The following is an 18007-nucleotide window of genomic DNA, read 5'->3' as shown; positions in this document are numbered from 1 at the left end:
GTATTAGCGACGAAGGCCCGTAATGGGGCCGGAGCGAAGGGATCGGATCAGGTGGGCTGGCCATCGTCGCAACTGACAACAGGAGGACGACGGTGAACCAGCCGGGCAAACCGTTCAACATCGACAAGAGAGAGGTGTACGAAGCATATCTGCAGGTGCGATCCAATGGTGGCGCAGCCGGTGTCGACGGAGTGACGATTGAGCAGTTCGAGTCCGACTTGAAGAGCAATCTCTACAAGATTTGGAATCGAATGAGCTCAGGCGCTTACTTCCCGCCGCCTGTTCGCGCCGTCTCCATTCCAAAGAAGAGTGGCGGCCAAAGGATCCTCGGGGTTCCCACTGTGGCAGACCGCGTGGCACAGACGGTTGTCAAACAACTGATTGAGCCGGCTCTCGACGCAATCTTTCTGGCAGATTCTTACGGCTACAGACCCGGTAAATCGGCTCTCGATGCCGTAGGCGTGACGCGACAGCGGTGCTGGAAGTACGATTGGGTTCTGGAGTTCGACATCAAGGGACTGTTCGACAATATCGACCACGAGCTTCTGCTGCGGGCCGTCCGGAAACATGTGACGTGCGCATGGGCGCTGCTCTACATTGAAAGATGGCTGACAGCGCCGATGGTGCAGGAGGATGGAACGGTAATCGAGCGAAGCCGCGGTACCCCACAAGGGGGCGTGGTGAGCCCGATCCTCGCCAACCTCTTCATGCACTATGCATTTGATCTCTGGATGGCACGGATGTTCCCCGATCTCAGGTGGTGTCGGTATGCGGATGACAGGTTGGTACATTGTCGGAATGAGATGGAGGCGCAAAGCGTTCGCGAAGCGCTCCAGGCTCGGCTGGCGAAGTGCCGCCTGGAATTGCATCCTACGAAGACGAGGATCGTCTACTGCAAGGATGATCGACGCCGAGGTAAAAGCGAGACGGTCATGTTTGACTTTCTCGGTTATTGCTTCCGGCCACGATCGGTCCTGGGGCCGCATTCGCAGAAGATGTTCTGTGGGTTCACCCCAGCGGTCAGCAAACCAGCGCTGAACGCCATGCGGGCGACGGTCCGAGGCTTGAAACTTCGCAGGCGAACCGAGGTGACGCTGGACGATATTGCTCGCGAGCTAAACCCGATGGTTAGGGGGTGGATCGCTTATTATGGGCAATACACGCGCTCAGCGCTTTATCCTTTGGCCCGCTACATCAACCAGACGTTAGCTATTTGGCTGAAGCGAAAGTACAAGCGCTTCCATCACCGTTTAGGACGCGCGCGTCTCTTCCTGGAGAAGATCGCGCGTGAGAAGCGCAGGCTCTTTGTGCATTGGCAACTCGGCGATGGCGGCAAGCTTGCCTGATGGGAGCCGGGTGAGGCGAGAGTCTCACGCCCGGTTCTGCGAGAGTTGCGCCTTGCAAGCGCGTTGAAATCTGCCGTCTGAGATGACGGCCACGGCAAAGCCTAGCGAGCGGCCGTGTACCAAGTCTTGCGTGGCGTCCGGTAACGGTCGCTACGAAGCGTAGACAGGGAGGTTGCAGGCCGGAATGAAGTGAACGGGAAGATAGCCCCGAAATCGAACGTGATCGGAGTAGCCGACCCTGTCTCTCAAAGGGGAAGGCGGAATCGCAACCCGCGTCATCGCGAGCGGGCTGAGGTGCTCCCGGGGTTCGTACCGCCAGCATGCAACCAAGGGGATTGACGTGAACAAGGGAGATCCGTCCGGTTCAAGCGCAAGCTTGTAGGACCTGCCAAGCCGATGAGGTGAGAAGGGTCTGATGACCGGGTGGAAGTCAGACTGACTGATAGTACTCGGAGGTCGGGAGAGCCGACTACATGGGGAAGCGGTCAGCGGTAGTTGAATTGTTCTTGGGCGACATGGGCTCCATTCAACGGGAGTCACGGCCTTCTATCCTAAGAGAAGATCAGCTGACCATGGAAACGAAACTTGAACAAATAGCAGTGAAAGCTCGGCGCGAGCCAAATCTTCGCTTCACCTCGTTGGCCCATCACATCACGCGCGACCGAGTGCAAAAGAATCTATTACAGATTCCGAAGCGCTCCGCCGCCGGGGTGGACGGACAGACGGTGGAGGCGGCGAGGGAGAGCTTCGACGGATGGATCGAGCCGATGCTCCAATCCATCCACCGACAGGGATATCGGGCGCCGAACATTCGGCGTGTCTATATCCCCAAGCCCGGTAAGACGGAGAAGCGCCCCCTCGGGGTTCCAACTGTCGCCGACCGGGCCCTCCAGCGCAGCACGGCTGAGGTGTTGTCCGCCATCTACGAGCAGGACTTCTTGCCCAGCTCGTTCGGCGGCAGGCCGAAGCTCAGCGCCCATCACGCCTTGGCGACCCTCAATGAGGTCATCGCCGGCGGCATGATCAGCTGGGTGTTGGAGGCGGACTTGAAGAACTTCTTCGGGAGTCTCGATCATGATTGGGTCCTCCGGTTTGTCGAACATCGAGTCGGTGATCCGCGCCTGATCAGCTTGATCCGGCGCTGGTTGAAAGCGGGTGTCTTGGAAGACGGAGCAGTGCATCCGAGCGAACAAGGAACGCCACAAGGCGGATCGATCAGTGTGCTTTTGAGCAACCTCTACCTTCATTACGTTCTCGACCTCTGGTTCGAACGCGTGGTGAAGGGTCGGTTGCGGGGCGAAGCCCGACTTTTGCGCTATATCGACGACTTTGTGATCTGCTTCCAATATCGATCGGACGCCATCCGCGTACAGGAGGCCCTGCGTCTTCGGTTGGGGAAGTTCGGCCTCACTCTAGAGCCGACCAAGACCAAGTTGGTCGAGTTTGGTCGGTTCGCGCAAAGACACGCGGGCAAACGCGGCAGAAACCGCCCGGAAACAATGTGAGCGTCATGCAGAGACCACGCACTGAGGGTTGATCTGGTCGGCTAGGAAGATCTCGCGGAATGGTTTGTCGCGAGGTCACAATGTCCAAGGATAGTCGTAAGGATAGCGATAAGGATAGGCATATACCTATCCTCGAACACGGCGCTGACACGCTGCAGCGTGTCGAGATCATCACCGGGACGGGCCGGCGTCGGCGCTGGTCGACCGATGCAAAGGCGACGATTGTCGCGGAGAGTTTTGCGCCGGGTGCAAGCGTGTCCGCGGTGGCTCGGCGACACGACATCAGTCCAAGCTTGTTGTTCCTGTGGCGTCGCCAGGCCACGCGGTCGCAGGTCGCGGAGCACGGGGACAGAGGCATGCCAGTTGGCTTTGTGCCGGTCGCGATCACCGGCCGTAGCGGCCCGAGTGAGGAGCAGGCGACGATCGAGATCGAGGTCGGCGCGGTTCGCATCCGTGTTAGGGGGACAGTCGACCGGCAGGCACTGTGCGAGGTGCTGGCGGCGGTCGGGACGGTTGGTCGATGATCGGGCTTCGAGCTGGGTTGTCGATCTGGATTGCGACGCAGCCGGTCGATTTCCGCCGCGGCATGGACTCGCTGGCGATGCTGGTGAGCGAGGCCTTTGGAGCCGATCCGTTCGACGGCGGACTTTATGTCTTCCGCTCCAAGCGCCGAGATCGCGTGAAGATCCTGACCTGGGATGGAAGCGGCCTTGTCCTTTACTACAAAAGAATCGAGGGGCAGTTCACCTGGCCGCCGATCAAGGAAGGCGTCATGTCGCTATCTCATGCTCAGCTCTCGGTGCTGCTCGATGGCTCGGACTGGAAGCGTGTGCCGATGCGACCTGTGGATCAGCCGGTACGAGCTGGTTGATCATTATCAAGAGGCGTTCGTCACTCATGCGGAGTTGTTGTAGAATTACTCTGCATGAGTGATTTGCCTTCCGATCCAGCATTGCTCCGACAAACCGTGATGGCGCTATCGTCACGGCTTGCGGCGTTGTCGGAGGAATGCAGCACACTGGCGACCGAGCGTGATGCAGCGATCGCTCACCGCGACGCTGCGATCCAGGAGAACGACAAGCTCCTGATGATCCTGTCCCAGTACAAGCGCATGATCTTCGGTCCGCGCTCCGAGACACTGGATATCGGACAGCTGTCTCTCTTCACCATCAGCGCACAGGCGGCTCGTGCCGCTGCCAACGACGATGTGGCCGGAGGCAGGCTGCCTGACGGAGCGGAGGGCCGTGGAAAGCGACCGGCGCGACGCAACCGCGGGAAGCTTCCGGAGCATTTGCCGCGCATCGATGTCGTGATCGATATCGAGAGCCACAGCTGCCCCTGCTGCGGCGAGCAGCTGCACAAGATCGGGGAGACCGTCAAGGAAGCCTTCGACGTCATTCCGATGCAGTACCGGATCAAGCGCATCGTGCGTCCGCGGTACGGCTGCCGGCGCTGCCGCCAGGGTGTGGTACAGGCACCCGCGTCGGCCCAGGCGATCGACGGTGGAATGGTGACGGAAGCCTTGCTGGCCCACGTCGCGGTGATGAAATACGGCTACCAGCTGCCGCTGTATCGCCAGGAACAGATGTTTGCCGCCCAAGGCATCACGCTCGACCGGCAAACACTGGCCTCGTGGATGGGCCGCGTCGCCTGGTGGCTGAAGCCGCTTCACGCGCTGTTGCACCACGCGGTGATGTCCTATCCGCGGCTGTTTGCCGACGAGACGCCGCTGCCAGTTCTCGATCCCGGCCGTGGCAGAACCAAAATCTGCCAGTTCTGGGCGATCGCCACCGATGACCGCCCATGGGGCGGCCCGGCGCCGCCGGCGGTGGTCTACGTGTTCGCCGAGGATCGCAAGGCGATCCGCGCCAAGCGGCTGTTCGGGGACTATCGCGGCATCCTGCAGGTTGATGGCTATGCCGCCTACAAGGGCTTGATCAAGAGCGGCAGCCGTCTGATGCAGCTGGCGTTCTGCTTCGCGCATGCGCGGCGGAAGTTCTGGGACGTTCACGTCGCGACGAAGTCGCCGATTGCCGCGGAAGCGCTGCAGCGGATCGCGATGTTCTACGCCGTTGAGGATCGCATTCGCGGTTTGCCGGCGACGCAGCGAGCTGCGGTGCGACAATCCGACACCAGACCGCTGATCGAGGACTTCAAGCCCTGGCTCGAAGCGCGACTGCTGGAAGTCTCGAAGAAATCCGGCCTTGGCAAGGCAATCCGCTACACCCTCAACCATTGGGAAGGCCTGACGCGATTCATCGATGATGGGCGCATCGAGATTGACAGCAATACGGTCGAGCGCAGCATCAAGCCGATCGGGTTGGGAAAGAAAAACTATCTGTTCGCCGGTAGTGAAGGCGGGGCCGAGACGTGGGCCATTCTCGCGTCGCTCATCAACACGGCAAAACTTCACGACATCGACCCGCGGCACTATCTTACTGACGTTCTCGAGCGCATCGTCTCCGGACGCACCAAGATCAATCAGCTGAACACGCTGTTGCCGTGGCATTGGAAAGCCGCGCGCGACGGTTCCGAGGCAAAGCTCGCCGCTTGATCAGTTCGACGGCAAGGCGTCGGGAACTTCCTGCGCATCGCTGGCGTCGTCGTAAATCTCTTCGCGGATCACGCGCAGCGTCACCTCGTGCAGATACACTTGTAGCGCACCCTCAAGCTCTGTGAACTCCGGCAGCAGGACTCGATCAACGAAGCCCCGTGACGCACGGACCATCACCGTGTTGCGTCGCTGCCGGCGATAACGAAACGGCCGCAGCCCATATCGGCGGCAAAGTGCCAGAAACAGGTGCCGAGACCACTGGTCGGGAAGTGAGAATTGCTGTTCGATCGGTGGATCGTGGCGAGCAAGTTCCTCGACCCGGGCCCGCACCCGCTGCAGTGCGGCTTCCGCTGCAAGGCGCTCGCCAGCAGTTCCGGCACCCACGAACAACGCCTCGATCTTCCGAAGCTTCTCGCGCAGCTGCGACTCGCTGGTCATTCTGATCCCCGTCGCCCACTCCGAACCGGGATCAACCCATCATCGTGCGCCGGCGGCGTCAATCATCCCGACCGCGCTATCCAGAGCATTCCGCGCAGGTCAAGCCCGGGAACCGGTGATCCTCTCGTGACGCTCACGAAACAATCTACTTTCTGGGGCTGACGCTCTATTGCACGCGAAACCAAAGAGGCAACTTCAAGGTTGGGATGCGTACCGAGAAATCTCGGCTAAAGCGCAGCCTCATGTCTCTGCAGGAGCTGATGCGGCGAATACGGCATTACAAGATCAGTGACCAGGCCGATGAAATCAACGTCGTCCTGCGCGGCCACTATGGCTATTACGGCGTCGCCGGAAATCTCCGGAGCCTCGTAAAAGTTTATCGGGCAGTGGAGCGTTACTGGCGCGGAATGCTGCGCAGCCGCAGCTGGGCAGGCCGACGCCTCACTTGGGACGCCTTCAACCAAATCAAAGAACGGACACCGTTGCTGAAGCCTAAGCTGCGCCTCCCTTATCGGGAGCTGCAGGCGCTTGCGGTGCTGTGAACCAACTGTCGAAGAGCGTCGGTGCGGGAAATCCGCACGCCACGTTCTGTGGGAACCGGGGGCGGGCGACCGCCTCCGGTGACCCGGTGCCGGAGGTGAAATCCCTCCGGCCTACTCACCCGACCGTGCCCGTACTGGCCAAGGGCAAGACCGATACGGCGCGATGCTGGATCTACGTCCGGGACGACCGGCCGTTTGGCGGCGCGGGGCCGCCGGCGGCGATGTTCTATTACTCCCGCGACCGCAAGGGCGAGCATCCCCGGGGGCATCTGGCCCGATATGCCGGCATCCTGCAGGCCGATGCCTATGATGGGTACAACCAGCTCTATCTAGCGGGACGCCAGCCAGGCCCAATCCGGGAGGCTGCCTGCTGGTCACACGGACGGCGCCCGTTCTTTGCCATGGCCGACATCGAAGAGAATGCCCGGCGCAAGGCCGCCGGCAAGAAGGAGATCCCGCTCTCGCCGATCGCGATCGAGGTCGTGAGGCGGATCGATGCGCTGTTCGAGATCGAGCGCTCCATTAATGGCAGGAGTCCCGAGGATCGCCTTCAGGTACGGCAGACGCTGAGCCGGCCCCTGGTCGACGATCTTCAAGTCTACATGAGAGAACAGCTCGCCAAACTCTCTCGTGGGCACGACCTGACCAAGGCGTTCAACTACATCCTGAAGCGCTGGGCGAGCTTCACCCTGTTCCTCGATGATGGGCGGGTATGTCTGTCCAACAATGCCGCCGAACGAGGCCTAAGAGGTATCGCTCTGGGGCGAAAGTCCTGGTTGTTCTGCGGCTCTGATCGCGGCGGACGGCGTGCGGCGGCCATGTACAGCCTGATCGTCACCGCCAAGATGAACGGCATCGAGCCACAAGCCTGGCTGGCGGATGTTCTCGCTCGCATCGCTGCCCACCCGGCTCACCGGCTGGACGAACTGCTGCCCTGGAATTGGACGCCGGCATCAGCGCTCTCCGCTCGAGCAGCGGCATGACCACCCACGTCAACAAGGTCCATCACGTCACCACCATTGCCCAGATCGCCAAGGACCTCGGCGAAGACGAAGATTGGCTGTGGGACATCGCCATCGAAATGGAGATCGAGGATGGCGTAATCTGGGTCTATGGCGTCGGAGAAGACGGCGTCCAGGCGTTCACCGACTTCGGAATCGAGAACCTGATCGAGCTTATCAAGTTCTACAAGGAAAACCCTGGACTGCTGAAGCGGTGACCTGCGGCCTACGCCGAATGGATACGCTGCAGGTCCTCCAAATCGAATGGGACGCTCGATCAACTAGTCGGTTCCAGTCGCGCAGACGACAGCGACCAGACTAGCAATGAAGCGTAAGCGTCGTTCTCAGGCCACGGCTTTGAGGGCTTGAGCGCGGTAGGCCCAGGGCAGTAGCTGGTCGATGTCGCGGTTTGGATGCCCGTTGATGATTTTGGTCAGGACGTCGGTGAGATAGGCGAGCGGATCGACGTCGTTGAGCTTGCAAGTCTCGACCAGGGACGCGACCACAGCCCAATGTTCGGCACCGCCGTCGGATCCGGCAAACAGCGCGTTCTTGCGACTGAGCTTGATACCACGGATTGATCGTTCGACAGTATTGTTGTCGAGTTCGATGCGGCCGTCATCGATGAAGCGCGTTAAGCCTTGCCAGCGCGAGAGGGCGTAGCGGATGGCCTCGGCGAGCTTGATCTTCTGGCTGATGAGAGCCAGCTTGGTGCGCAGCCATACCTCGAAGGCATCGGCCAGTGGTCGGCTCTTCTGCTGCCGCACGAGGCGACGCTCCTCCGCGCTGCGGCCGCGGATCTCCTTCTCGATCGCATAGAATGCGGCGATGTGCTTCAGCGCCTCGCTCGCGATCGGAGCGGGGCCGGCTGTCGCGAGTTCGTAGAAGTTGCGCCGCATGTGCACCCAGCAGAAGGCGAGTTCGACCTCGCCACGTCCGGCAAGCTTTGGGTAGGCGTTGTAGCCATCGACCTGCAGGACGCCCTTGAAGCCGGCAAGATGGCTGAACAGCCGCTCGGCTTTGCGGTCGGGTGCATAGACATAGGCGATGCCGGGCGGATCAAGGCCGCCCCAGGGCCTGTCGTCGGCGGCATAGGCCCAGAGCTGGCCGGTCTTGGTACGCCCTCGACCGGGATCGAGCACCGGCACCGTCGTCTCGTCGGCGAACAGCTTGGACCTCGCTCGAAGCACCGTGAGAAGGCGCTCATGCAGCGGGCGCAGATGGAAGGCGGCATGCCCAACCCAGTCCGCCAGTGTCGATCGATCGAGAGCGATGCCCTGGCGGGCATAGATCTGGGCCTGCCGGTAGAGCGGCAGATGATCGGCATATTTGGACACCAGAACCTGGGCGACGGTTGCCTCCGTCGGCAGTCCGCCCTCGATCAACCGGGCCGGAGCCTCGGCCTGCAGGACGCCATCTTCGCAGGCTCGGCAGGCGTATTTGGGACGTCGGGTGACGACAACGCGGAACTGCGCCGGCACCATGTCCAGCCGCTCGCTCTTGTCTTCGCCGATCTGGTGCAGGTCGCCCTTGCAGCAGGGGCAGGTCTTGGCATCGAGGTCGACCACGACCTCGATCCGCGGCAGATGCGCCGGTAGTGCTCCGCGATTGTTGCGGCGCTTGCGTGCGCGCTCCGCCCGGCCTTCCGGAGCTGTCTCGTCTTGGCTGGCTTCCGTACAGGCCGCAACCTGCTCGACGTCCTCGAGACCGAGCAGCATCTGCTCCTCGGGAAGCGACTCTGCCTTCCGGCCAAAGCGATGACGCTGCAACTCCTTGATGATCTGGCGCAGCCGCTCGCTCTCGTGCCGCTCGGCAAGCAGCATCGCCTTCAGCGTCTCGGGATCATCAGGAAGGTTATCGCTCACAGGCAAATCAGAGCATATTCGCGCCCGCCTGACGACGTGCTCGATGCCCCTGATTCACTTCGCCGCAGCGCGGCCCACAATTATCCGGCTTGCGTCGGCACGACCGTCTCCCGTGCCGCGTGGACACGCCGCCAATCAAGTCCTTCGAGCAGCGCCGACAATTCCGCCGCCGACAAACGCATCACGCCATCCTCGATCTTCGGCCAGCGGAAGACGCCTTCCTCGAGCCGCTTGGCGAACAGGCACAAACCCGTACCATCCCAGAAGATCAGCTTGATCCGGTCTGCCCGCTTGGCACGGAACACATAAACAGCACCCGAGAACGGATCGGCCTTCATGTGCTCGCGTACCAACATCGCAAGCCCCTCCATTCCCTTGCGGAAGTCGACCGGCTTGGTTGCCACCATCACCCGGACAGTTCCGGACGGGCCGATCACCGGCTTGCCTTCAGCGCATGGACGATGGCCGCAATCATCGTCACGTCGGCGCCTCGGCCGACCCGGATAGTGACGCCTTCGGCTTCGATCTCGATGCCCTCGACATCCGGCTTGGCCTTGCGTCGCGCTGTCTTGCGCTCATGGCCAACAGCCACGGCCGGTACCATGGCGTCTACCACCGCCGGTACAAACGGCGGATCGTCAGCCATCGGCGTCGGCAACCGGCGTGCTTGCCGGCGCCAGGTGAACACTTGTTGTGGGGTCAGCCCGTGTCGCCGGGCAATCTCGGAAACGACCGCGCCTGGTACCAGCGTCTCCTCGACGATCCGGGCCTTCTCGTCCTTGGAGAACCAACGACGGCGTCCCGTCTCCGTGATCACTTCCAGCCGGCGCGCCGTCACGTCCGACTTAAGCGTATGGTCAAACATAGACACAAGCCGATCCCTTCAAAGAGATCGTGAAACTCGCCTATCCCATGTGCCGCGAGAAGGTGGGAGCGGAACGACGCTTACAATGAAGCCGACGAGCATAATCAGGAAACCTGCGCCAATCACGACAAGTCCAATGACGTATTCTTGACCGACGAAGAACGCACTCAACGGCAAAACCTCCTGCGATCTGCCCTCGAGCCTTACTTGGCAACGTTTATGGCTTGCGGCTTCTGAAAACTTTGCATTTGTACTTCGACGTTGTTCACTCGAGCATTAATCTCGGCAATTAGTTTGTAGGTTCGATCTAACTCAACCGCCTGCTGATCGAGCCGCATTTTTTCTATCTTGCGCAATTCAAGCATGGCTTCGGTAGCTGTAGCGCCCAGTTGTCTCCGCTGCACCTCGGATAATCCGATGGATATACAATTGAAAATGATGGTAGCGATAACGAGAGCTCGCGTGGAAATCTTCATAGCTCTGTATCCTAGATCTGACTGAAGTAGCCTAACTCACTCTAGTCGATACTTTCTGCCGTTATTGTTTGGGTCAGTGTTGTCACTCGTAGAGAACATCAAGGTCGGAACGGTTTCATCGGGCTGCAGATAGATCCTGTAAAGGCCATTGCCCTTCCACGAGATGTCCTGAGGATCGCTATTCGCTGGGCCTAGCGGGTAATCGTCTTCGTAAAGACGTGCTGATGCGATTTTACTGATCGGATATTTGACGAGAACTACGTAAGCATGGCCTTGCCAAAGACGGAAGGTCTGCCGAATTCGTGGGTCCGGCGGCTGTTGCGGGATCAAGTAAAGGAGCCCGCTGGCGGCCAAAGCGAATACCGTCGATCCGGCCGTCACTCGCGTACTAGAGGAAATGCGGGAGATTTTACTGAACAGCACCTTGCTTCGCGCCTTGGGTATTGAGTCCTGCAATTTCAGAGGTGCGCCGCGTGCTGCCGTAGAGCTTGTAAGATTCTGATAATCCCTGTTCTCGGCCTTCACGAAAGCCCATCCGGTACGCGACTAAAACCGATAGCGCGAGGAGCAAAACCGATCCTGCAATGAGAACCATCAAGGTCGCTGTCATGGAAAAAACATAGTTTCGCCCACACGAGATTGACAACCATACAACGGATGCGAGAGGGTTGGAAATAGTGGCTAAGCGACGTTTTTATAGCAACGGTGCCCTATCCATTCGTTTACCGTAGTTTTACGGCTCGTGATGTAGAGTAAACCGATGAGCACACGTTCAGTTGCTCGGAGGGAGTTGCGGTTTTGGTTGTCGATGCTGATTGGTCTCTGGCCAATCTGGCTGGTCGCGGCCGTTATCATCCTCTTCAGATGGTAGCCGGCCACGCGATAATAGGGCCTGTCTGTTGCATGATCAGATTTGGCGTGCTCGGGTGCGGCGTATTGCCAAGCGTCACTCGGATCTCCTGGGTGGCAATCATATCGAGGGAACGAGCCTGGTCGCGGTCTGCGATCCGATCCGCACGCGCGCCGATGCGGTTGCCGGGGAGTTCGGCGTCGCGGCCCATTACGACATGGACGAATTCCTGGCGCGGAAGGACATCGATGCCATCGCCGTGCTGACGTTGATCGGTCAGCACCCCGCGCATGTGATCGCCTGCGCGAGGGCCAGCAAGCACGTCGTGGTCGAGAAGCCGATGGCGCTGCGGTTGCAGGACGCCGACGACATGATCCGGGCCTGCGACCAGGCCGGCGTCAAGATGTTCATCGTCAAGCAGAACCGCTTCAACGTGCCGGTGGTCAAGGCGCGCGAGGCGCTCGACGCCGGCCGCTTCGGCAAACTCATCCTGGGGACGGTCCGGGTGCGCTGGTGCCGCGACCAGGCCTAATACGACCAGGACGATTGGCGCGGCACCTGGGCCTATGACGGCGGCGTGCTGACCAATCAGGCGAGCCACCATGTCGACATGCTGGAGTGGTTCTTCGGTGATGTGGTGAGCGTACATGCGCGCGCGGCAACGGCGCTGGCCAATATCGAAACCGAGGATACGGCGGTCGCAACGCTGAAGTTCCGCAACGGCGCGCTTGGGATCATCGAGGCGACCACCCGCGGCGCGCCCGACCGATCTCGAGGGCTCGCTCTCGATCCTGGGCGAAAAGGGTACGGTCGAGATTTCAGGCTTCGCGGTCAACCAGATCCGGCACTGGCGCTTTGTCGACGAGCTGCCGTCCGACAAGGACGTCGTGGAGAAGTTCTCGGTCAACCCGCCCAACGTCTACAGCTTCGGCCATCAGGCCTATTATCATCATGTGGTCGATTGCCTGGAGAACCAGCGCGCCGCACTGGTCGATGGGCTCGAGGGCCGCAAGAGCCTGGAGCTGATCTCGGCTCTCTATGAGTCGATCGAGACCGGCGGGGAAGTCGCGCTGCGCTTCACGCCACGGCTGAGTCGGCTGGGCGTCAGTGCAGCGAGCCGTCGCTCTGACTGGCGTCGGGCTCTTTCTCAATAACAATACCAAGCTGGTCAGGATGGGCTTCGCAGACCCAGCGGGTATCATCGCAGCAGCTGCAGCGCGGCACGGTCATAGGTCCTCTCTGACACCGCGAAAGAACGAATGCCGCACCTTGCCCTCGGCGGATTTTGCGCGGTACTGGATCTCGGCCATCACTTTCGGTTCAACCCAGATCGCCTTATGCGCAATGCGCTTAGTGTAGGGCTGCGTCTTGCGGATCAGCGGCGTCAGGCGCTTGCGAGGATCCGCAGCTGAGACCTTGTCGAAGCCGTGGTCGACTTTGCCGGCATAGATCAGCTCGTCGCCCTCGCGCCGGCCTACATAGATGCCATCCCATTCAATGCCGTCGAGCGCAAAGCCCGCGATTGTCAGCGTCTCGCGCTGGGCGCAGGTCTTCTTCACTCAATCCCGGCTGCGGGTGCCCGTCGGATACCTGCTGTCCGCCACCTTCGACACGACGCCCTCGTAGCGAACATCTCGCGGCCGTCGACCTCGAAGCTCTCGCTGAACTGGATGGCGGTGCCAGCGATGAGCTTCTTCAGCACGCTCTTGCGCTCTTTCAGCGGCAGCTTACGAAGATCGCGGCCGTCGAGATAGAGCAGATCAAAGGCGACCATAACGATCTTGGTCTATCTGCCGCGCAGCTCGTTCTGTAGTACTGAAAAATCCGTCGTTCCGTTTGGCGATGCCCGACGATTTCTCCGTTGATGATCGCGGACGCCGCGGATATGTGCCAGGCGTCATTGGCAATTTTCTTGAAGCGTTTCGTCCAATCGTTGCCGCGGCGGGTGTATATGGTCACAATTTCATTGGCGAGATGGGTCTGAACGCGGTAACCGTCGAATTTGATCTCATGAATCCAGCGCGAGCCGCTTGGCACCTTCTCGATCGGCGACGCCAGCGCCGGCGCAATGAAGCCGGGGAAGAGCGCCTTGGTGCGGATCTGGCAATCCAGAGGGGAGAAGTGTTTCCGGTGTTCTCCGTGGGGGAACGAAGTTCCGCGCGGCGGCAGAAACGGACGGCCAAATGGCAGGGTCGGAGGCGCCCGCCCTTGATCTAGCTCAATCGGCCGTATCTGGCCCAGCTCAACCCTCCCGCCATGAAGGAACCCATCAAGCCCACGGAAGAGCCAAAGTCCCCTACACGCTTAGAGGAGGCGCGGCGGATCATCGAGGAGTACGCCAAGGACCCTCGCGAGATCATCAAGAAGCTGCGCGAACGATTGCATTAGCCGCCTGAGTTGGCGGCCTCTTTCAAAGGATCGAAATCAGGTATCCAAGTTCGGTTTTGTACCTGATCTGCGACTCGTTGACCTGCAATCTGTTCCCGCTCACGCGATGGAATTGACCGACCTTCAATTGCGGAATGGGAATGCTGAGGGCTCCGCCGATGCGTCCCGCCGACATAAAGTCGTCGGTGATAACAAAAGCGTCTGCTGGATCATCCACGTCAAACTGATCGGGATGCTTCACCGCCGCACGGTCCCCGCGGCTTGTTTTGAAATGGGGAAATGGCCTATTGCGGCCAGGACAATTTGGGCATGCCCGGAAGACCGGTGTCCCGGGCCGGTTTTACGAATCGCAGCAGAAGCCCCGGTTTGGCGCTTCTCCGGAGCCTCGCCTTGTGCGGTAGGGGTTCTCGGCCTGGAGAGAGCCGAGGAGCGAATTCAAACTCGCTTCGACGGCGGCGTCAAGGTTTCGGGGAAAAAGTGGCAATTTCCGAAGATGCCTGCTAAGGCTGGATCGTCGGGTCACGTCCCGATTTTTGATTGATACATTGGAAAAACTCCCATCACCCCCGGCCGCGCGCCGGGGGGCTTTTTTCTCAGAACATAGTGGAGATCGGGGAGTTTCAGTATTTGATGTCAGGCGAACAGGTCTTTGCCTGGCTGAAGCATACTCACGAACGTCCCGCTCTCGTGGTATTCGAGCTAGCCCTGATCCTTGGCATACTCAAGACCGGCCCAATATTCGGCCGGCGTCGCCTTGTCCTGGTAGAGCATCGGATAGTTGATCTTCTCGATGTAGATTCGTCCATCCTGGATCGGCCCGAACGCCCGGGCGTGCTCCATGATCCTGCGGCGGCTTTCTCAGGATCGGGGTATGGGCGATCACCCACGTATTTAATTTCTTACCTTGGGATGCTTGGACAGCACGTAGGCGATTCTCCATTCGTTATAGTCGTAGATCCCGGCCCAGTGATGAACAAGCTTTCCACATTGCCGGCAATCGAACTCGCCGGAAGTATTGGTATGGGTTGCGCTGCGTTCCTGGCTCGCTGAATAGACGATGCCGCAGCTGATGCAGGTGAAATAAACGGTGACGGGAGGCGCCATAATGCCTTCTAACCATCGAGGCCAGTCAGCGTTCCTCAGATCGTCGGACCGCCCTTTGACCGGTCTTTCTCGGCATGCCTCAGCTTGTTCCTTGTTCCCATCCTCGCCTGCGGGAAGTGCGGCCGTACATCGGCGCCGCGCCGGCCGCAAGCCATGCAGGTGAGGTGAGGCTCGAGGTCGGAGAGGCGGACGCGATCCGGCCACTGATCGACCTTTCCCGGCGGCAGCTCGACAGAATGGCTGCAGCGGTGGTCAGAGCAGAAGACGAGGAGGCCGCGCGCGCCGGACTGGCGCATCTCGCCCAGGGTGATCTTGGGCTCAACCACGTCTACGGCCTCCGAAATGGCACCACGTCGCCGTCAGCGGCTCGGATCGCTACCTAGGCCATCTCGAGCGCATCGAACCTGAGTTTAACAAGCGTATCAGCGACGCCTCGGCGATCGAGCTCGCGGACGATCGCCTCGGTCACCTTCATCAGTCGGGCGGTCTCAGCTTCGGTCATGTACACGGGTGTGGGCTTTGACAATGGGGCGCGCAGTAAGGGCGATTGGAGCTATTTTCCAGCCGAATCGGTCGAATGGGAAGCGGCATCCAGCAACTTGTTTCTTTGTGTTTCATCTTGTCTCTCAAGCCTAGACCAAATGGGTCATTGTCACTGCGAGAGGGGGGCCGCTAGATGTGCAGGCGAAAATTCTCGCCGATGGAGCGCGCGCGACAAAAGATCATGAAATGGATTTAAAGACTCTTCGTTTAATATTGTTGGTTTTGATCGCTGCGATCGGACTCCGATGGGTATCGGCAACACAGACCGGGGGCATAGAGCCCGCGCAATCGGTGTCGTCCGAACCGGCGCGAGTCGCAGAGCTGGTAGCGGATCAGATCGCGCGCGGAGATTTTAGCTGCCCGCGATCAAGACCGGTGATGTACGAAGCTTGCCTGCTCTATCAGGGCGCTTTGGCCACATGGCAGACGGTCGGCTATCCCGACGTGTGCCCGAACATTTCGAATGGTCCCGTCTCCGGCCAATCAGCCAATAAGAAGGTGACGCGCGAAGATGCTTTGCGGGCACCAACGGTAGCGTGTTTTTCCCATCTGTATGCGACGCAGGTCGCGACGGCCGTGCCCATTCTGATCAGTTCTTCTGACCGGGAGTTTCTTAATCTGAATGGCACCTTTGCGGAGCCCGGCGCCAATCCTGATCTTTGCATCGAGGCAAGGCATGGAATCTGCGGCAATCAAACGTGGGTCGGTATCGAACTGCTGAAGCTCGCCGACCTGAAGGCGCGACCCGTCGAATTCTATTACAGCGACGAGGGTCAAAGACTGAACCACGTCATTCCGGAGGTGCTGATCGATGGAGGCTGGCGTCCCATCGATACGACCTATGGCGGCTACTGGATCGACGGCACTCCCGGCGTGCCGTTCGCGCTGCGAACACTGGAAGAAATTTTGGACAAATCGAGGACCGGGACCAAACTCATGCGCAACCGCGCTCTCATGCCTTATGCCTTTTACGAAAAGACAAGGCAGTTCGATTCCTTCGGCTACCTAAACGCCGACGCGGCAGTCATCCGCGGCGGCGAAGGAACGATCCCCCTGTCGCTGGCAAGCAAACGCGGCAGCGAAACCTTCCTCGATATTCCTAATTTTCTGGGAGATAACGTCCACGATGGAAACTCGATCGGTGTTTCGTACAAGCTCAATGCGCCAATCGGAAACTACAAGGTGACGGTCAACGTCGCCGGCGCGGCGCAAGAAGGCGATCAGCCCGTCCGCATATGCCTGGACGATGCTTGCCGCAATTTTTCGAGGGATCAGCAACAATATCAATTCTTGGCGCGCCAACCGAAATCCCTGACGTTGAAATCCGATGCAGATGTTGCCTATGTCGTGCTTCGATCCATTGAGTGGGATCGCGCGGACCAATGAGCGGCCTCTGCCGGCGGCCATGACACGTGCCCGACAGGTCGTAATCACATCCTCAAGGCCTTCAGATCTATGATCCGCTTGATCGTTGGTCCTCGCACGGAGCCGACGGCTTCGGCTTAAAGGCATTCACTACGATCAGGCGGTCGGCGCGGCGCGGCGCGCCGCTTGCTCCGGGGCTGCCCAGCGGCGGTCTTCTTTCATCTTCATTGTCGAATTCCATCGTGTCTTTCCGCAGCGTAGATGTGAGGGTGTGAATCTGACTTTCGGCCGGTCGGTGGCTATCAAAGGTCGCGCCACAGGAACAGCGCATCAGTGACGACGGCCGCTCTGAAGGCAGCTTCTCGCCGCGCGCCCACATCGCCCGCTTGCGCGCGATCCAATCGCGCTGATCGCGCCAAGTCTGGAAGTGCTCCTCGGTCAGTGTCGGCAGCAGTTCGCCCCTCTTCGAACGCCGCGCGCGCTTCGTCAAAGCTCGCGGCCGGGCCTCCGGTCGACCGATTACAGCCGGGGGTGGAAGCCGCATTTCCATTCCCACTGATCGGCATGGTTCGGCACGCCGGCGCGCAGCCCGATCGAGCCGACGACGACGTCGCCCTAGACGATGTTCCATTGCTCCCGACCTGATTCATTGTGGCGCCGGCGCGTCAACTCGGTCCCGGGTCGTCTCCGATCGGGCGGCGCTGCCATAGCTGCAGCAGCTCGGCGGCCGACCGCTTGCCGGCCTTGCTGCATTTCACACAGCGGAGGCGGCCAGGTCATGCACGTGGGTTGTCGGCACGTGTCGCAGGGCTACCAGGTCGACCGCGCGCGGCGCTTTGCAGCGGGTGCATTTGATCTCGAGCCACGGATAGCCGGCATTGATGGCCTGGTCGATCGAGGGTGAGGGGTCGACTGGGCCGCCGTCGGCCCACATCTTTTCGTTCCAGCTCTGACAGAGCAGCTCGTCGGCTTCGCGGATCAGCGCTTCGCCGGCGGCGCGCTTCTCGGCCGATCGGGTGGCGAGCATCGTCGTCACCGCCCGGGCGCGCGCCAGCTCCTTGATCACTAGCTTGCGGTCGCCGCCGGACAGCGGGGTAGGGTGGAGCTTGGGGGCCATGATGGCCAGATCATCGCGCCGAATCTCGTGCGCGAGAAGCCGCTACGA

Annotated in this window: 21 protein-coding genes and 5 pseudogenes; 13 read left to right on the top strand and 13 right to left on the bottom strand. The window is 60.3% G+C overall.

Annotated features, from left to right (window positions below):
* Nucleotides 1-92: 92 nt before the first annotated feature.
* From ltrA to ACE10X_RS29585, 6 genes and pseudogenes are all read left to right on the top strand, one after another.
* On the top strand, nt 93-1346 hold the full coding sequence (ltrA, locus tag ACE10X_RS29610; protein ID WP_375763245.1) for a group II intron reverse transcriptase/maturase: 1254 nt from the start codon (nt 93-95) through the stop codon (nt 1344-1346).
* A 572-nt stretch (nt 1347-1918) separates the two neighbouring features.
* Nucleotides 1919-2851, top strand: coding sequence for a reverse transcriptase domain-containing protein (locus ACE10X_RS29605; protein WP_375763244.1), 933 nt, complete (start codon nt 1919-1921; stop codon nt 2849-2851).
* A 59-nt stretch (nt 2852-2910) separates the two neighbouring features.
* Nucleotides 2911-3114: pseudogene (locus ACE10X_RS29600) on the top strand (hypothetical protein); the annotation flags it as partial.
* Between the two features lie 93 nt (nt 3115-3207).
* Nucleotides 3208-3375, top strand: a complete 168-nt coding sequence (locus ACE10X_RS29595) for a hypothetical protein (protein ID WP_244436053.1) — start codon at nt 3208-3210, stop codon at nt 3373-3375.
* Complete coding sequence (gene tnpB, locus ACE10X_RS29590) at nt 3372-3722, top strand: IS66 family insertion sequence element accessory protein TnpB (protein WP_026191835.1); 351 nt, start codon at nt 3372-3374, stop codon at nt 3720-3722. The genes ACE10X_RS29595 and tnpB (ACE10X_RS29590) overlap by 4 nt, the downstream gene beginning before the upstream one ends.
* A gap of 99 nt (nt 3723-3821) precedes the next feature.
* Complete coding sequence (locus ACE10X_RS29585) at nt 3822-5405, top strand: IS66 family transposase (protein WP_018268856.1); 1584 nt, start codon at nt 3822-3824, stop codon at nt 5403-5405.
* Here ACE10X_RS29585 and ACE10X_RS29580 read toward each other — a convergent pair whose 3' ends face one another.
* Complete coding sequence (locus tag ACE10X_RS29580; RefSeq protein WP_018268855.1) at nt 5406-5843, bottom strand: hypothetical protein; 438 nt, start codon at nt 5841-5843, stop codon at nt 5406-5408.
* Between the two features lie 206 nt (nt 5844-6049).
* On the opposite strand from ACE10X_RS29580, the gene ACE10X_RS29575 reads away from it, so the two are divergent.
* The 3 genes and pseudogenes from ACE10X_RS29575 to ACE10X_RS29565 all read left to right on the top strand — a co-directional run bounded on the left by ACE10X_RS29575 (nt 6050) and on the right by ACE10X_RS29565 (nt 7604).
* Complete coding sequence (locus ACE10X_RS29575; protein ID WP_375763243.1) at nt 6050-6385, top strand: hypothetical protein; 336 nt, start codon at nt 6050-6052, stop codon at nt 6383-6385.
* A gap of 122 nt (nt 6386-6507) precedes the next feature.
* Nucleotides 6508-7368, top strand: a pseudogene (locus tag ACE10X_RS29570) (IS66 family transposase); the annotation flags it as partial.
* Nucleotides 7365-7604 carry a hypothetical protein gene (locus ACE10X_RS29565; RefSeq protein ID WP_253591582.1) on the top strand — a complete coding sequence of 80 codons (240 nt, stop codon included), beginning with the start codon at nt 7365-7367 and terminating at the stop codon, nt 7602-7604. The pseudogene ACE10X_RS29570 and the gene ACE10X_RS29565, both read left to right, overlap by 4 nt.
* Nucleotides 7605-7730: 126 nt before the next feature.
* Here ACE10X_RS29565 and ACE10X_RS29560 read toward each other — a convergent pair whose 3' ends face one another.
* The 5 genes from ACE10X_RS29560 to ACE10X_RS29540 all read right to left on the bottom strand — a co-directional run bounded on the left by ACE10X_RS29560 (nt 7731) and on the right by ACE10X_RS29540 (nt 11117).
* Complete coding sequence (locus ACE10X_RS29560; RefSeq protein WP_375764599.1) at nt 7731-9209, bottom strand: IS66 family transposase; 1479 nt, start codon at nt 9207-9209, stop codon at nt 7731-7733.
* Between the two features lie 122 nt (nt 9210-9331).
* Complete coding sequence (tnpB, locus tag ACE10X_RS29555) at nt 9332-9688, bottom strand: IS66 family insertion sequence element accessory protein TnpB (RefSeq protein WP_063980520.1); 357 nt, start codon at nt 9686-9688, stop codon at nt 9332-9334.
* The gene (locus tag ACE10X_RS29550; RefSeq protein WP_375762907.1) at nt 9685-10116 is read right to left on the bottom strand and encodes a transposase; all 432 of its coding nucleotides are present in this window, start codon (nt 10114-10116) and stop codon (nt 9685-9687) included. Before ACE10X_RS29550 ends, tnpB (ACE10X_RS29555) begins: the two co-directional genes overlap by 4 nt.
* Nucleotides 10117-10319: 203 nt before the next feature.
* Nucleotides 10320-10592, bottom strand: coding sequence for a hypothetical protein (locus ACE10X_RS29545; RefSeq protein WP_038386906.1), 273 nt, complete (start codon nt 10590-10592; stop codon nt 10320-10322).
* Nucleotides 10593-10628: 36 nt separating this feature from the next.
* Nucleotides 10629-11117 carry a hypothetical protein gene (locus ACE10X_RS29540; RefSeq protein WP_245313710.1) on the bottom strand — a complete coding sequence of 163 codons (489 nt, stop codon included), beginning with the start codon at nt 11115-11117 and terminating at the stop codon, nt 10629-10631.
* A gap of 401 nt (nt 11118-11518) precedes the next feature.
* Between ACE10X_RS29540 and ACE10X_RS29535 the strand changes: the two genes are divergently transcribed.
* The 3 genes and pseudogenes from ACE10X_RS29535 to ACE10X_RS29525 all read left to right on the top strand — a co-directional run bounded on the left by ACE10X_RS29535 (nt 11519) and on the right by ACE10X_RS29525 (nt 12596).
* Nucleotides 11519-11974, top strand: coding sequence for a Gfo/Idh/MocA family protein (locus tag ACE10X_RS29535; RefSeq protein ID WP_375763242.1), 456 nt, complete (start codon nt 11519-11521; stop codon nt 11972-11974).
* A 45-nt stretch (nt 11975-12019) separates the two neighbouring features.
* Nucleotides 12020-12148: pseudogene (locus ACE10X_RS29530) on the top strand (gfo/Idh/MocA family oxidoreductase); the annotation flags it as partial.
* 22 nt (nt 12149-12170) lie between these two features.
* Nucleotides 12171-12596: a Gfo/Idh/MocA family oxidoreductase gene (locus tag ACE10X_RS29525; RefSeq protein WP_375763241.1), complete on the top strand. Its 426-nt coding sequence runs from the start codon at nt 12171-12173 to the stop codon at nt 12594-12596.
* Nucleotides 12597-12668: 72 nt separating this feature from the next.
* On the opposite strand, the pseudogene ACE10X_RS29520 reads toward ACE10X_RS29525, so the two are convergent.
* The 5 genes and pseudogenes from ACE10X_RS29520 to ACE10X_RS29500 all read right to left on the bottom strand — a co-directional run bounded on the left by ACE10X_RS29520 (nt 12669) and on the right by ACE10X_RS29500 (nt 15260).
* Nucleotides 12669-13554: pseudogene (locus ACE10X_RS29520) on the bottom strand (DNA ligase).
* Between the two features lie 298 nt (nt 13555-13852).
* Nucleotides 13853-14071 carry a hypothetical protein gene (locus tag ACE10X_RS29515; RefSeq protein WP_069275525.1) on the bottom strand — a complete coding sequence of 73 codons (219 nt, stop codon included), beginning with the start codon at nt 14069-14071 and terminating at the stop codon, nt 13853-13855.
* A gap of 458 nt (nt 14072-14529) precedes the next feature.
* Complete coding sequence (locus ACE10X_RS29510) at nt 14530-14670, bottom strand: hypothetical protein (protein WP_253591585.1); 141 nt, start codon at nt 14668-14670, stop codon at nt 14530-14532.
* A gap of 51 nt (nt 14671-14721) precedes the next feature.
* A complete protein-coding gene (locus tag ACE10X_RS29505) occupies nt 14722-14934 on the bottom strand; it encodes a hypothetical protein (RefSeq protein WP_069275526.1) in 213 nt (70 codons plus the stop codon).
* A 35-nt stretch (nt 14935-14969) separates the two neighbouring features.
* The gene (locus tag ACE10X_RS29500; protein ID WP_245313713.1) at nt 14970-15260 is read right to left on the bottom strand and encodes a hypothetical protein; all 291 of its coding nucleotides are present in this window, start codon (nt 15258-15260) and stop codon (nt 14970-14972) included.
* Between the two features lie 352 nt (nt 15261-15612).
* Here ACE10X_RS29500 and ACE10X_RS29495 point away from each other — a divergent pair, with 352 nt between their 5' ends.
* Complete coding sequence (locus ACE10X_RS29495; RefSeq protein ID WP_253591586.1) at nt 15613-16863, top strand: transglutaminase domain-containing protein; 1251 nt, start codon at nt 15613-15615, stop codon at nt 16861-16863.
* A gap of 67 nt (nt 16864-16930) precedes the next feature.
* Here ACE10X_RS29495 and ACE10X_RS29490 read toward each other — a convergent pair whose 3' ends face one another.
* Entirely contained in the window at nt 16931-17332 is a 402-nt protein-coding gene (locus ACE10X_RS29490; protein WP_253591587.1) for a hypothetical protein, read from the bottom strand.
* 175 nt (nt 17333-17507) lie between these two features.
* Nucleotides 17508-17959, bottom strand: a pseudogene (locus tag ACE10X_RS29485) (hypothetical protein).
* Between the last annotated feature and the right edge of the window lie 48 nt (nt 17960-18007).

The organism is Bradyrhizobium sp. Pha-3, assembly GCF_042258325.1.
GTDB classification, from domain to species: Bacteria; Pseudomonadota; Alphaproteobacteria; order Rhizobiales; family Xanthobacteraceae; genus Bradyrhizobium; species Bradyrhizobium elkanii.
Note: the sequence above shows the minus strand (reverse complement) of the source record. Positions and strands in the feature narration are given on the sequence as shown.

Excerpts from the sequence above, each read along its gene's own strand:
- ACE10X_RS29605 (WP_375763244.1), top strand. The coding sequence starts at position 1,919 with ATGGAAACGAAACTTGAACAAATAGCAGTGAAAGCTCGGCGCGAGCCA.
- ACE10X_RS29595 (WP_244436053.1), top strand. The coding sequence starts at position 3,208 with ATGCCAGTTGGCTTTGTGCCGGTCGCGATCACCGGCCGTAGCGGCCCG.
- tnpB (WP_026191835.1), top strand. The coding sequence starts at position 3,372 with ATGATCGGGCTTCGAGCTGGGTTGTCGATCTGGATTGCGACGCAGCCG.
- ACE10X_RS29585 (WP_018268856.1), top strand. The coding sequence starts at position 3,822 with ATGGCGCTATCGTCACGGCTTGCGGCGTTGTCGGAGGAATGCAGCACA.
- ACE10X_RS29580 (WP_018268855.1), bottom strand. The coding sequence starts at position 5,843 with ATGACCAGCGAGTCGCAGCTGCGCGAGAAGCTTCGGAAGATCGAGGCG.
- ACE10X_RS29575 (WP_375763243.1), top strand. The coding sequence starts at position 6,050 with ATGCGTACCGAGAAATCTCGGCTAAAGCGCAGCCTCATGTCTCTGCAG.
- ACE10X_RS29565 (WP_253591582.1), top strand. The coding sequence starts at position 7,365 with ATGACCACCCACGTCAACAAGGTCCATCACGTCACCACCATTGCCCAG.
- ACE10X_RS29560 (WP_375764599.1), bottom strand. The coding sequence starts at position 9,209 with ATGCTGCTTGCCGAGCGGCACGAGAGCGAGCGGCTGCGCCAGATCATC.
- ACE10X_RS29550 (WP_375762907.1), bottom strand. The coding sequence starts at position 10,116 with ATGTTTGACCATACGCTTAAGTCGGACGTGACGGCGCGCCGGCTGGAA.
- ACE10X_RS29545 (WP_038386906.1), bottom strand. The coding sequence starts at position 10,592 with ATGAAGATTTCCACGCGAGCTCTCGTTATCGCTACCATCATTTTCAAT.
- ACE10X_RS29510 (WP_253591585.1), bottom strand. The coding sequence starts at position 14,670 with ATGGAGCACGCCCGGGCGTTCGGGCCGATCCAGGATGGACGAATCTAC.
- ACE10X_RS29505 (WP_069275526.1), bottom strand. The coding sequence starts at position 14,934 with ATGGCGCCTCCCGTCACCGTTTATTTCACCTGCATCAGCTGCGGCATC.